Source organism: Sporosarcina sp. CAU 1771 (assembly GCF_054482775.1).
In genome coordinates this window covers 25,678-39,200 of record NZ_JBTLRN010000009.1, presented here as the reverse complement: position 1 = coordinate 39,200, position 13,523 = coordinate 25,678, and the positions used below count along the sequence as shown (strand labels likewise).

The 13,523-nt window shown below is 34.4% G+C and carries 12 protein-coding genes; all 12 read right to left on the bottom strand.

Annotated elements, in window-relative coordinates:
* Positions 1-53: 53 nt before the first annotated feature.
* Positions 54-521: an SsrA-binding protein SmpB gene (gene smpB, locus ACXYMX_RS08610; protein WP_459043843.1), complete on the bottom strand. Its 468-nt coding sequence runs from the start codon at positions 519-521 to the stop codon at positions 54-56.
* A gap of 47 nt (positions 522-568) precedes the next feature.
* Complete coding sequence (gene rnr / locus ACXYMX_RS08605; protein WP_459043842.1) at positions 569-2,899, bottom strand: ribonuclease R; 2,331 nt, start codon at positions 2,897-2,899, stop codon at positions 569-571.
* A 41-nt stretch (positions 2,900-2,940) separates the two neighbouring features.
* On the bottom strand, positions 2,941-3,687 hold the full coding sequence (locus ACXYMX_RS08600; protein WP_459043841.1) for an alpha/beta hydrolase: 747 nt from the start codon (positions 3,685-3,687) through the stop codon (positions 2,941-2,943).
* 141 nt (positions 3,688-3,828) lie between these two features.
* The gene (gene secG / locus ACXYMX_RS08595) at positions 3,829-4,056 is read right to left on the bottom strand and encodes a preprotein translocase subunit SecG (RefSeq protein WP_459043840.1); all 228 of its coding nucleotides are present in this window, start codon (positions 4,054-4,056) and stop codon (positions 3,829-3,831) included.
* Positions 4,057-4,206: 150 nt separating this feature from the next.
* Positions 4,207-5,334 (bottom strand): DegT/DnrJ/EryC1/StrS family aminotransferase, encoded by a 1,128-nt coding sequence (locus tag ACXYMX_RS08590; RefSeq protein ID WP_459043886.1) that lies wholly within the window; start codon positions 5,332-5,334, stop codon positions 4,207-4,209.
* Between the two features lie 60 nt (positions 5,335-5,394).
* Positions 5,395-6,357: an ATP-grasp domain-containing protein gene (locus ACXYMX_RS08585; protein ID WP_459043839.1), complete on the bottom strand. Its 963-nt coding sequence runs from the start codon at positions 6,355-6,357 to the stop codon at positions 5,395-5,397.
* Between the two features lie 29 nt (positions 6,358-6,386).
* Positions 6,387-6,995: a sugar transferase gene (locus tag ACXYMX_RS08580; RefSeq protein ID WP_459043838.1), complete on the bottom strand. Its 609-nt coding sequence runs from the start codon at positions 6,993-6,995 to the stop codon at positions 6,387-6,389.
* A 32-nt stretch (positions 6,996-7,027) separates the two neighbouring features.
* Positions 7,028-8,233, bottom strand: a complete 1,206-nt coding sequence (locus ACXYMX_RS08575) for a glycosyltransferase family 4 protein (protein ID WP_459043837.1) — start codon at positions 8,231-8,233, stop codon at positions 7,028-7,030.
* 117 nt (positions 8,234-8,350) lie between these two features.
* Positions 8,351-9,655: a lipopolysaccharide biosynthesis protein gene (locus ACXYMX_RS08570; protein WP_459043836.1), complete on the bottom strand. Its 1,305-nt coding sequence runs from the start codon at positions 9,653-9,655 to the stop codon at positions 8,351-8,353.
* Positions 9,656-10,612: a glycosyltransferase gene (locus tag ACXYMX_RS08565; RefSeq protein ID WP_459043835.1), complete on the bottom strand. Its 957-nt coding sequence runs from the start codon at positions 10,610-10,612 to the stop codon at positions 9,656-9,658.
* Between the two features lie 228 nt (positions 10,613-10,840).
* The gene (locus tag ACXYMX_RS08560) at positions 10,841-12,103 is read right to left on the bottom strand and encodes a glycosyltransferase family 4 protein (RefSeq protein WP_459043834.1); all 1,263 of its coding nucleotides are present in this window, start codon (positions 12,101-12,103) and stop codon (positions 10,841-10,843) included.
* A 48-nt stretch (positions 12,104-12,151) separates the two neighbouring features.
* Positions 12,152-13,462, bottom strand: coding sequence for a hypothetical protein (locus ACXYMX_RS08555; RefSeq protein ID WP_459043833.1), 1,311 nt, complete (start codon positions 13,460-13,462; stop codon positions 12,152-12,154).
* Between the last annotated feature and the right edge of the window lie 61 nt (positions 13,463-13,523).

The following is a 13,523-nucleotide window of genomic DNA, read 5'->3' as shown; positions in this document are numbered from 1 at the left end:
AAGGTTACTGAACATGACTACATTGACTATCTTACCTTATTTTAAGCAAAAAATCAATGTTGCTGATTTTCTTTAAACACTCGACCCATTTCGCGTTTCGCTTCTTTCCTCTTTAAATCCTCACGCTTGTCGTAATCTTTCTTCCCTTTACCGATTCCGATTAAAACTTTTGCAAACCCATCTTTTAAATACATCATAATGGGAACAATCGAATAACCCTGCTGTTTTGTTTTACCGATTAATTGTCGAATTTGCCTCTTATGAAGCAGAAGTTTTCTAGTCCGTGTAGGATCATGATTGAATCGATTCCCTTGCTCATAAGGACTAATGTGCATATTTATTATCCACGCTTCATCGTTACGTATTTGAATAAACGATTCCCGTAACTGGACTTTTCCGCTTCGAATTGATTTGATTTCTGTACCTTGTAGTACAATCCCCGCCTCAATCTTTTCTTCAATCGCAAAGTCATGATATGCTTTTTTATTTTTTGCAACAACATTCCCTTTTCCCTTAGCCATCTGCTTCCCTCCCTTTGACACTAGGGGACAGCATGTGCCGACCCCTGTTACTTTCTTTTTCTAATTCTCTTTTTCGGTTTTTTAGCTACATCTTCATAAAACTTCTTCTTTTTATTGTACGTGCCGCTTTTCTTTTTATCATTTGTCGAAGAACTTCCGCCTTTGTTGTCCTCTTTTTTCTTTCCTGCATGAATAACTTTAGGTGATTCTCTGCGTGGGCGGTGGAATGATTTCGTCATTCCGACGAGTTCAAAATCAATTGCTGACTCTTCTGGTTTCACTGCTACAACTTTAACTGTTACTTCGTCACCTAGACGGAATTGTTTACCTGTATGTTCGCCAATCATTATCAGCTGGCGATCATCAAATCGATAATAATCATCCGTCATATTGCTAACATGTACGAGTCCCTCGATCGTATTTTCCAATTCTATAAACAAACCAAAGTTCGTAACTGAAGAAACAATGCCATCGAACTCTTCGCCAATTTTATCCAACATGAATTGCGCTTTTTTCAATGATTCTGTATCACGTTCTGCTTCAACTGCGCGACGCTCACGTTCAGAGGTGTGGGCAGCGATTTCAGAAAGCCTTGCCTCCCAATGTGCAATTGTTTTAGCAGAAACATCTTTCTCAAGTAAATAAGTTCGAATCAGGCGATGAACAATCAAGTCAGGATATCTACGGATTGGTGCTGTGAAATGTGTGTAGAACTCTGTTGATAATCCAAAGTGTCCAAGACTTTCATCAAAGTACTTCGCCTGTTGCATTGAACGTAAAAGCATCGTTGAAATTACTGGTGCTTCTGGTAAACCTTCAATCGAGTCGACAATCTCCTGCAAGGCGCGAGGATGAATCGAGTTTCCAGTCCCTTTAACAACTATTCCGAAATTCGTCAAAAACTCAAAGAATCGTTGTAGCTTTTCAGCTTTTGGATCTTCATGAATTCGATAAATAAATGGAACTTGAAGCCAATGGAAATGTTCTGCGATTGTCTCGTTTGCCGCGAGCATGAACTCCTCAATTAATCGTTCAGACACAGTTCGTTCCACTACGATAATATCCGAAGGCCATCCTTTATCATCAACTATGATTTTAGATTCCTTAAAATCAAAATCGATAGCCCCACGGTCAATCCTTTTGTTTTTCAGTATTGCAGCAAGCTCAGCCATATGATTAATCATAGGAACAACCGCTTCATACTTTTCTATTAGTTCTTCATCTTTTTCATCAATGATTTTATAGACTTCTGTATAAGTCATTCGTTCTTTAGAGCGAATCACACTTTCAAATATTTCATGTTCAATAACTTTCCCTGCACGATCTATCGTCATTTTACATGACAATGTTAAACGATCCACTCCTGGATTTAACGAACAAATACCGTTTGATAATTTATAAGGTAGCATCGGAATGACTCGGTCCGTTAAATAAACACTCGTTCCCCGATTATAAGCTTCTTCATCCATTGGCGAATTTTCTGTAACATAATAACTTACATCCGATATATGGACCGATAAAGTGTACGTTCCGTTATCGTTTTTAGATACCGATATGGCATCATCCAAATCCTTCGCATCCGCACCATCAATTGTAATCGACAGTTCTTCGCGTAAATCACGGCGTTTGAATAAATCTTTTTCCTGCACTTCAGCAGGAATTTTATTTGCTTGGTTCATAACGTCTGTAGGAAATTCAACTTCAATACCATGTTTATGGATAATTGAAAGAATATCAACACCTGGATCATTCCGATGACCAAGTATCTGAACAACCATGCCCGTAGCTGATTTTAAATCATCCGGCCAATTCGTTATTTCAACGACCACTTTATGCCCATCTACAGCATCAAGTGAATCGCCTTTCCCAATAAAAATATCCATAGGAAGTTTTTTATCATCAGGAATAACAAAACCAAATCCTTTATTATCCTGATACATTCCTACAACTTTTGTTGTTTTACGTTCGACAACTCGTGTAATTTCACCTTCTCTTCTCTCACCTGATGAACCTTTTGTGACTCGGACAAGTACAATATCTCCGTTCATAGCACCGTTTACTTCATGCGGAGGTATGAATACATCATCCATTCCTTCAGTTTCCGGGGCTACAAATCCAAATCCTTTTGCATGACCAATAAACTTTCCACGGACCATATTCATACGTTCAGGCAAGCCATAACGGTTTGACCTTGATCGTATAATTCTTCCATTTTGCTCAAGTTGGACGAGCATCTTAACTAATTCTTTAAACTCTGCTGCGCCTTCGAAACCCATTATTTCTTGAATTTCTTGTACAGTAAGGGGCTTATATGCTTCTTCTTTCATTATTGAAAGTATTTTCTCTTGTAAATCTAATTCAAAGTTATCCAAATTCATCCCTCCTTTTATTCTAAAAACTTATCCGTCTTTCTTATCATTCACTCATTCCAGTCTAGTGATTCAAGGAAATTGAAAACATCTTCATAAAGTTGTTCTTTCTCTGGACCAAGTGTGATTACGTGTCCCGATTCTTCATACCACTTCATTTGTTTGATTGGGGATTCCACACTTTCATAAATAACATTCGCAGAATTTACATCAATCACATCGTCCTTTGATCCTTGCGTTACAAAAACCGGAGCGTAAATATTTTCAATGTTTTTTCTAACGCCGCTAATGAAATCGTGAAATTCTTCAAGAGAAGGCATCGATTGTTGGCGCAATGCTTCAATCTCACGTTCAATCGTTTCATCGTCTTTTCGTTCAGACCTTTTGTATTCCGTTGCATAATCAATAACACCTTTATACATAATGTCCGTCGTCCTCATCGACATCGGTGCACACATGGTTACAATTCCCTTTAAAGGCTTGTTATACCCTAACTTTAGTGAATATACACCACCAAGTGATAATCCAGCTACCGCAATTTCATCGTAACCAGCTTCTATTAGTTTATTGTACCCCGAAATAACGTCCTTCCACCAATCGTCCGGACCTGTGACGATTAGTTCTTCCGGAGGAACTCCGTGTCCTTTATAATGAGGCGCAAGCGAAGTATACCCTTTCTTTTCAAGAAAACGACCAAGCATACGAACATCTGCTGAAGTTCCTGTAAATCCATGCAGCAGTAAGACCGCCCGCTTTCCTTTTTCAATAAAGAATGGTTTGGGTTGTGATATTCTCATATGTTACACCCTTTCCACAAATAAGATTACCTATAACCTTATTTTAAACCCTATTTTACAAATTTGAAATGAATACACATCTGCTAATTAAGTAAAAAAATACCCGACCTTTCAAAGGTCAGGCAAAATGGCATTATTCATTTAGTATTTCATAATGGCTATCGCTAATATGAAAAACAAAACTGATAGTATAATGGTTACTCTTTGAAGAACTAAATCTAGTCCACGAGCTTTCTGTTTTCCAAAAAGCTGTTCAGCTCCACCAGAGATTGCTCCTGAAAGACCTGCGCTAGATCCTGATTGTAAAAGCACAACCCCAATAAGAGATAAGCATACGATTACTAGCAGTGTCATAAGCAAAGTGTACATTTTGTTTCCCCCCTGAAAAGAACATTACAACAGTCTTCAGTTTACCAAATTCTATGGGGAGATACAACCTTTTGTGAAAATATAGAAATCATCAATAAGCGTTTCGACTATATTTTCGATTCTTAACTGCGTCCTCGTATTTGGAATGATTTAGTTTACCAACACCTCAGACTTCGTTAGCAAACGGTCAATTAGTGTTATTATTCTATCTTGCTGTTGCATCGTCAGATTTGAACCAGAAGGAAGACAAAACCCTTCTGCAAACAACTTCTCACTAATATTAACGCCTTCTTCATGCGGATAAAATTTACACCCTTCAAACAACGGTTGTAAATGGAGTGGTTTCCATACAGGTCGAGCTTCAATATTTTCCTGTTCTAATCTTTTCATCACCTCATAAGGTGTTATTTGAATAACTTTAGGATCCAATGTTAGTGCCGTCAGCCAACGGTTCGAATACGTTCCCGGCAATTCCGGCATAAAACATACCCCCTCAATACCACCCAATGCTTCAACGTAACGGTCAAATATCTGACGCCTTGCCTTCACTCGCTCATTCAGTACTTCAAGCTGTGCTCGGCCAATTCCCGCGAGGATATTACTCATCCGATAATTGTAGCCCATTGTACTATGCTGATAATACGGCGCTATGTCCTTTGCCTGTGCAGACAAGAATCGTGATCTCTCTATTGCATTAAGGTCATTAGATACAAGCATTCCACCAGCAGAAGTTGTAATGATTTTATTGCCATTAAATGAATAAATGCCAAAGTGACAAAGCGTCCCACTTTTCTTTCCTTTATAAAGTGAACCAAGTGACTCCGCAGCATCTTCAATAGTCGGAACGCCATACTTATTACATACCTCTAATATTTCATCTAACTTAGCACTTTGACCATATAAGTTTACTACTATAACTGCTTTCGGAAGTCTTCCAATTGTATGCGCTTCTTCCAGTGCTCTTGTCAAAGCCACCGGAGACATATTCCAAGTTTCCTCTTCAGAATCGATGAATACCGGTTCTGCCCCTAAATAAAGTATCGGGTTTGCACTTGCAACAAACGTAAGTGTCGAACAGAATACTATATCTCCTTCTCCTATACCGATGAGTTCAAGAGCCAAATGTATGGCAGCTGTTCCCGATGACAATGATGAAGCCCCTTTAGTTCCTATATATGCCGCAAATTCTTTCTCAAATTCATCTACGTTCGGCCCAAGAGGTGCAATCCAATTCGATTCAAATGCTTCGTAAATATACTTTTGCTCATTTCCACTCATATGAGGGGGAGATAGTAAAATACGTTCATTCAATTTTCAGCCTACTTTCTTTCGATTTTTTTAACGAACTAATAGATCATCGTACTTCATCATCACTTTGCCTTCTGCGTATGTGAAACCGGAATACTCTTCATTGGCATGCCCTTGAATATTATTTATAATATACTGTGGGAAATTCACTCCACACTCAAAAGCATGTGGATAACCTCCTCCAAAACGAGGATTTATTTCTGAAATATAGAATTCTCCCTTATACTCAAAAACATCAACATCAATTGGTCCTCTAAAGTTTGTTTTTTGAATAAGTTTTATGATAAGAGATTCTATCCGTTCATTATGCACCGATATAGACTTATCTGTTTCACCAGACCGCATTAACATCTTTTCTTTAATAAATAAATTCACCAATTTACCAGTTATTAGATCTATATAAACGTCTATTCCAAATTCCTTATCTTTAAAATATGGTTGGAACACTAACTCTTTTTTAGAGTTATCAATTGCCTCGAGTACCGATGCATTATTTACTAATGCAAAACCCTTACTAGCACTGCCCGATCGAGGTTTTAAAATTAAAGGAAATTCAAACTCTCCCGTATGAACTTTAGTTAAAAGTATCTGCTTATCAATAAACGTTGGAACTACATATAAACCTTTGTTAGATAAAAAGTTATGAGCTTCAAATTTATCAAAGCTCATTTTAATCGTTTCTAGTTCTGATACTATTATCTTAATTTTTTCCTTCGCAAATCTTTCTTCATTTGCTGCCAAGATTTCCAATTCCGGATCGATTAAAGTCAATACGGCAGAGATATTATGCTTTTTACAAATTTCTATTAATTCCTCCACATAACTATCGGAAAAAATTTGGGATATTGTATAATTAAATTCAGAAAAATAAAGAGCTGGCGCGTTACAATCTAAATCAGATGTAATTAGGGATCCCTCTATTTTCGCTAGTTCCATTTTAAAATACTGTGCCAATTTGACCCTTCTACCTATACTCGTTATTAGTATATTCATGTCATCCCCCTAGTCCTATCTACTTTGAATTATTCTTCGAACGGAGCCTTAATGTTTCCGTTAAATGTCTCCATGGTCAACGAGCTTGACTGATTAACTCCTTCAGATTTAATAACTTTATAAATAGTAAGGAACAGAATTTTAATATTCAACCTAAGCGAATAATTTTCGACATACCATATATCATCTTCAAATTTTTCTTCCCAACTTTTTGAGTTTCTACCATTAATCTGAGCCCACCCGGTAACACCAGGACGAACTTCATGACGAATCGCTTGTCTATCACTATATAAAGACAAATAATCCATCAGTAATGGTCTGGGTCCCACTAAACTCATTTCCCCACATAATACATTCCAAAGTTGTGGCAACTCGTCCAAACTTAACTTTCTTAAAATATTTCCAAGTGGTGTGATTCTCATTTCATCTGGATAATATTCTCCGTTTTCATCACACTCGTTTGTCATTGTCCGAAACTTGTAAATGGTAAATGGTTTAGCATGCAGTCCTGGCCTTTGTTGTTTGAATAATACTGGGGAACCCTTTTGGAAGCGGATGAGTAGTGCAATCAATAGAATGAGTGGTGAAGTAATTAAAAGAGCAATTAAGCTGACAAAAACATCAAATATTCTTACCATTAAGGTTATTAACACTTCCTATCTTTTATTAGTTAACTGATAAACTTTTGCATAATAATACGGTATGAATTTGACACGTGGAAGTTTTCTTTCAAGTACTTCCTGCCATTTCTCCCTAGTAGGGGTAGTGATTCTTTTTCAAGTAAGATTTTTTCCATTACGACAACAAATTGATCTATATTACCTGACGGGGAGAAGTACCCGCATTTGGCAGTAAATATTATTTCCTTGAGATCAGTATTTTCATCTGTAATTGCTAGGACAGGTATTGCATTATCCATATAGGCTGTTAACCTTGACGGAATATTAGGGATAGTAAAACGACTATCTAGATAAATCAACCCTATATCCGAATTTTTCACAAGAACATCGAATTCAATTTTAGGTATAAATCTTTCAAGTCGAATATTGCTAGGTTTTACATCCTCTAAATACTTTTCAACTCTTCCGTATTCTGTACCAGACCCTACTATCAAGAAATAAACTTTTTTATTATTTCTATATTGATGCATTGTTTTTATCATGAATTCAATTCCTTGTGGTTTCCCTAGGTTTCCTCCATATATAAATAAAATCGAGTCAACAGGAATACCATAAGATTGTCTAATCTCATACTCTTTATCCATTTCTACTAACTTGCTTGGCAATATGGTATTTGGGTTAACTTCTACTTTCTGTTCTTGTATTTCTGAATTGCTCCTCAATAAAAATCTCTTATTCCCTTCCGACATACAACCGATGCGATCACTTATTTCATAAAGTTCTTTCTCTTTTATTTTAAAGTATTTATGAATCAAACTATTTTCCTTTATTAAACCGATGTCGACGGCATTTTGTGGAAAAATATCCTTTAACAATAAATAGGTTGCTGCCCCCGTACTTTTTTTGATATATTTTATTACTTTTTCAAATGTAATCGGTGGAGTTGAGTACAAAACCAGATTAAATTCTTCGTCTTTCAAATGCTTTTTAAGTGCATTTATAAATTGGATTTCCAGCGTCAAAATACTAATACCTTTTTCTAGAATTTTCGTTTGTGTTAAATTTCCTGTACGAACTCTTAGAACAGGTATTCCATTATGATTACAAATATCCGTTGCTTTTCCACTTCTTCTTTCTCTTTGACAAACTACAGTAACGTCATGCCCATTTCTTTTAAACTCCTGCATTAAATCTGTATATATATTTGTTTCATCTTCGTCTTCTGGATAGCTCAGTGTAAGTAATAATACTTTCATGCATTTCAGCCCTCCATATATTTTCTACTACCTATCCGCATCCAATTGCAATTTTCGTAGTAATCCACCCCTTTCTTTTAGTAATCCATTCATCCGATTTTTTTTTGAGAAGCTACTTTAACTACTTTTATTCAGAAGTGTGGATACAATAACTTTGTTAAATTTCTTAATTCCCCCGGATGACGAAATAATAAAGCATATTAATAATACACAGTTAAAAAGGTTAATTATTATCTTTGCATAACCTGCACCAATAAACTGCCATTGATCAATGAATACGAAAAACACGATGATTCCTATTGGGACTAAAATGAATTTCCTGTACATTAATAATTTAGTTTTATTTTGCACAATCATAATAACTCCTAATAAATAGGATAGTAATAGAAAGTAATTACTCCAAATTATTAAATTTGCATATTGATATGCATCCGTATATTGATCGCTTGTTAGCAATGAAATTATAGTTTTTGAAAACACAGTAAACCCTATGTTTATAATAAATAAAAAACCAAACACTAAGATCGTACTTTGTGCAAACTTCTTTATTCTCTTTTGAGAAACAAACTTATAAAAGTCCGGCTCAAACGCTTGATAAACCGCCGATCCTAACATAAAGATAATTCCAGCCATCTTTAGTCCTATACTATACAATGCAAATTTATTTACATTGTTTTGTCTTTCCAAAATTATACTATCGAGATAGAGTGTCGGAAAATCCAATAAAGCTACGATAATAAGTGGGTAGCCAAAAACTAAGGCTTTTTTTATTATTTTAAAATCAAACTTAATCTTTTTATATAATAATTTAAAAGCAAGAATACCAATTAACAACTGCGCTATTAAGAGTCCTGTCATTTTCCCAATTGCACCTAACCCTAGATTTACAACCAAATATAAACTAATTGAAATAGGAATTAGGATGCTAATACATTGAAGTGCAAAAAATTTAAATCCTTCTTTTCTCATTTTGTATTCAATCCCCAAAAATGCTGCATATGTCATAAAATAAATAGTAGATAGTGATATTAATGCGTAGGGAAACAATGGGAAACTAACATTGGCAAGCTCGAAATAAGTAAATAGTAACAATAAACCTACACTAACAAGTATTAAATTTGACCCAGTAAGGAAAATCATTAAAGTTACTTGTACCGTTTTATTTTCTTCTGGTGTTCGCTTAAAAAAATCTTTCATGTAGTATGAATAAAATGACAAATTCATAACCGGTAGAAATATTTGGCTTATAGATTCAAAGTATCCCATAACGGCAAAATCGTGGGATGTCATATTTCTCGAAAATATTGGAAAAGTAAAAAGGTTAATAAACAGAGCAATAACTGATGGTGCTAAAAAAAATAATGAGTTTTTTATATTTACAATGTTATTTTTCACTAGTAATTTTGCATTTGCATGAATCATTTAAGAACAATAACTTTCGATTAGTTCGAAATACTTTTTTGCTAAAGATTGATTTCTGCTTCCTTCTACTAATTTTCTACTCAATACTCCATGATCAATGAATAATTTAGGATTATTTATATAAGTAGAAATTGCAGTTACAAAGCTACCTACATTTAAATCACAAATGAAACAGTTTTCTTTATCAATGGAGTGCTTTTCCATGTTATTGATTTTATTACTTATTACAACTCCCATACCAGAGGCACTTGCTTCAATTATTGTTCCATTTCCATTTGAATACGTAGCGGGAAGTATTAGGATATCTGCATTCTTATAGATTAAATGCATATTGTCCCAAGCATCAATTCCCTCCAAAAATGAGACATTCTTCATTTTTTTATCTTTAATATACTGAATGCATTTCGATTTAAGTGGTCCCTCACTGTTCATGATTAGTTCTGTATTGGGGTACTTTGAATTTATTTCAAGGAAAACCTCTAATGCAAAAAGAGGTTGATATCTATCAATTAATCGATTTGCAAAAAGGATTTTATAATTTTTTTGCTTCTTTTCTGATCTTAAAGGATGCTTATAATACGCTTCGATATCCTGTGGATAACTAGTCCACGATACTTTTTCTCTTTCAAAGCCTATCTCCTTAATAAACTGACTTTCTGCTTTTGCACCCATTCCTAGATATAAATCTGCACCATCGAACGTTCTTCTAATTTTCCTTAAGACTGCCTTTGAATTTTCTTGTGTCATCAAGGTATCGGAGTCCTCATAGTCGTTTTTTACATACCTAAGTGATTCACTCATAAAAATCACCTTCTTTTTAAATAGTTTCGCATAATTTAATATAAGCCAATGCCAATTCATAAATCCGCCAAGAATGATAATATCCGGATTAAATCGAATTAAATCATAAAAAACGCCTACTGAATAATAGCCTATTTTGGGTATTGTTCCTGACATTTTTAACACTCTACATTTTTCCCCGAGTTGAATTTCCCACCACTTAGGTCGATCCTCTTCTCTTTTTACATAGAACCAAAACTCTGTGTCGAAATAACTTTGTAAAGAATAACAAAACTTCACTTGATAAGGTGCTGCCATATTACTGATAAAAACTAGTTTTCTTCGCATATATCTCACCTCAATTTATTAGATTCTGTCGACCGACAAATAAAATTACTTGTTTGTTCAGTAAACAACACGCTTATAGATACGTATTATCTTATTGATTACTTCTGTTTTATCATGAGTTTTTTCCGCTCTTTTTTTTGATTCCTCTGATAATTTAATCGCCAAATTTTCATCAGTAAATATTCTATTTACATAATGCGCTAACATATACGGTGCATCAGATTGATACACAAATCCTTCTTCTTGATGTTTAATTAAATCCGATACCCCTCCAACATCTGCGGCAACACAAGGTACTCCAAGTATCATTGCTTCACCTAAGGAGTTAGGACTATTTTCAATGGATGAAGGACAAACAAAAACATTACTTTTTAAATATTGTTCACACATTTTCTCTTCATTTAATACACCTGTAAAAAAAACTTTTGATTGGAGATCCTTTTCTATAATTAATTTTCGAATATACTTCCCATATGAACATATTTTAAGCTTATCTTTTAAAGTATTAACTTTTGTTATGTTATTCCCGCCTATAATTAATTTAGTTTCTGGAAACCGTTCTAGTATTATCGGCATCGCCTCGAGCATAAAGTGAAGACCTTTTAACGGATAGCTACCTTGACTAATAAAAATAGAGTGTTTTTCACATTTATTGATATTCCAAGTATGTTTATAAAACGCTTCTCTAAGAGTTTCATTGCAATAATGATAGTGTACGTTTGGGTTTATTTGTTCGGTACATGCCATATCCCAAGTTGTACGTCCTATTACATGGTCTATTTTATTTATCGCCTTAACCTCATACTCTCCATTTTGGACAAACTTTCTTTGTTGCTGTTTTAAATTATCTTGTTTTACGAAATCCCTGAAGGTAACACTTTTCTGAACATTAAATGGCAAACTAGCCATGTAATGCTTAGCAATTACAGATACTAGTCCTTGGATAGATATAACCGCTTTTACATTTTTCTTTTTACATATATTAACCATGGCAAGACTATGAGCATACTCGGTACCGAAAATGTGTACAATATCCGGTTTAGATATGTCTATTATTTCTTCAAGGTATTTATTATTATTAATTAATGCACGGTTCCTATTATTTATAGCTGGAAATGAATAGTAACTTCTTTTTTCCCCTCGCATTATCCCTACACTATTTCGGCCATTTAGCGGAAAAGCAATCGACAATTCAAAATCACTTTTACTAGATAACACTTCAGATGTATTAATTAGCCAACCTCCAAATGGAGTAGGTTTTTCATTCATTAACAGACTAGCTTCAGGTAATGGGATATTAGTAAGCCATAATATATTCATCTAATTCCCCCTCCCGTACTATTTTCTTAAAGTAAATAATGTTATTCGTTAACCATAGCTACTAGGTTTGTTCCGCATGCCAAATGCATAGGGCAACATTGGTAAGGATGGCGCAATAACAAATAACACAAAACCAATTTGATAAATATAAATTATTGGATTAATAAAACCGAAAAATAAAAATAAACCTTGTACTGTCAATAAGAAATAATAATAGGGTGTACCTGAATAAAATGAGAGTTGTTTCCTAAAATTAAAGAGTATTCCTAAAAACAAGGGAATTGATCCAAAGATGCCGTAAAAAGCCATTAAATCTAGCCATCCAGAATGCCCCCCAATATTTGCATTCATTTGTTTTCCCAACGGACCGTATATACCAAACAATGGATTACTTAAAAATGTTTTAAAGGATATCATATAAAGCTCAAGCCTATAACTTGTCTGTACGCCTGCATCACCTATAAGAAATCCTTGAGCAAGGTCCATAAACTTTATACTTAGTGTTTCATTATCCTTAAAAATATTTGAAACATTAATGAAAAAGTTTCCAAATATTCTTTTGGGTATGATAAGAAGTATTATCGCAAAGTAAACTCCGACAATTAAACTCTTTTTTCCTTTGATGTTTAACACCAAGATAATACCTATAAATAGTAGTAACAAAGCAATTGTATAGGATGCCTGAGTTATCATTAAACCTAATAAAACAAATAACATTAGTGATAGTACTTTATAAGTTTTATTATTTTTCGGTATTCTTTTTGTTACTAGGAATAGACTTAGAATACAAATAAATACCGAGCTATATATATATCCAAATCCACCTATCCCCAAAGATAAATAAATATCTTGCATGGCATCGATGCCGGTCGCTAACGATCGTGAAGCCAATGGATGCGCTAATAAACCTTTAAAAGTTTGAAATGCCCCCACAATGTACATAATTATGGATATAAGCGCTATTCTTCCCAATGTAACAAAATCTTTTTTGTAGAACATGTAGTAGTGATTGATAAAAATGCCTACAGTAAATAAAACAAAGCTTACAAATGCCCCTCTAGGCTCTAGAGCACCATACATAAAATCCCCTGTAATTAAATAAGGTATAAAGAATATAAACCAAACTACAATTAAAAGTTGATCCTTTGGCCAGGCCTTAATAAACCAGCGATAATCTGTTGTAATAACCCACACTAATAAAATTGCAGCGGCAGCAAATGCTCCCATTTTAAAATTTAAATACGGCCAAGTCATCCAAACACAAAACAGAATGATAACAGCTTGATTTATATAGTTCGGAGAATCTTTGTGATTGTTAAAAACCAATTCTGACCGAATTTCTTCTGCATTTATCATCATATAATTACCCTCACTAATCTATTTTCATAAGTCTTAGTGTTCTCCTCATATCGTAATTAGT

Bases quoted from the DNA above. Each gene is read 5' to 3' on its own strand.
- smpB (WP_459043843.1), bottom strand. From the start codon at position 521: ATGGCTAAGGGAAAAGGGAATGTTGTTGCAAAAAATAAAAAAGCATAT.
- rnr (WP_459043842.1), bottom strand. From the start codon at position 2,899: ATGAATTTGGATAACTTTGAATTAGATTTACAAGAGAAAATACTTTCA.
- ACXYMX_RS08600 (WP_459043841.1), bottom strand. From the start codon at position 3,687: ATGAGAATATCACAACCCAAACCATTCTTTATTGAAAAAGGAAAGCGG.
- secG (WP_459043840.1), bottom strand. From the start codon at position 4,056: ATGTACACTTTGCTTATGACACTGCTAGTAATCGTATGCTTATCTCTT.
- ACXYMX_RS08590 (WP_459043886.1), bottom strand. From the start codon at position 5,334: ATGAGTGGAAATGAGCAAAAGTATATTTACGAAGCATTTGAATCGAAT.
- ACXYMX_RS08585 (WP_459043839.1), bottom strand. From the start codon at position 6,357: ATGAATATACTAATAACGAGTATAGGTAGAAGGGTCAAATTGGCACAG.
- ACXYMX_RS08580 (WP_459043838.1), bottom strand. From the start codon at position 6,995: ATGGTAAGAATATTTGATGTTTTTGTCAGCTTAATTGCTCTTTTAATT.
- ACXYMX_RS08575 (WP_459043837.1), bottom strand. From the start codon at position 8,233: ATGAAAGTATTATTACTTACACTGAGCTATCCAGAAGACGAAGATGAA.
- ACXYMX_RS08570 (WP_459043836.1), bottom strand. From the start codon at position 9,655: ATGATTCATGCAAATGCAAAATTACTAGTGAAAAATAACATTGTAAAT.
- ACXYMX_RS08565 (WP_459043835.1), bottom strand. From the start codon at position 10,612: ATGTCAGGAACAATACCCAAAATAGGCTATTATTCAGTAGGCGTTTTT.
- ACXYMX_RS08560 (WP_459043834.1), bottom strand. From the start codon at position 12,103: ATGAATATATTATGGCTTACTAATATCCCATTACCTGAAGCTAGTCTG.
- ACXYMX_RS08555 (WP_459043833.1), bottom strand. From the start codon at position 13,462: ATGATGATAAATGCAGAAGAAATTCGGTCAGAATTGGTTTTTAACAAT.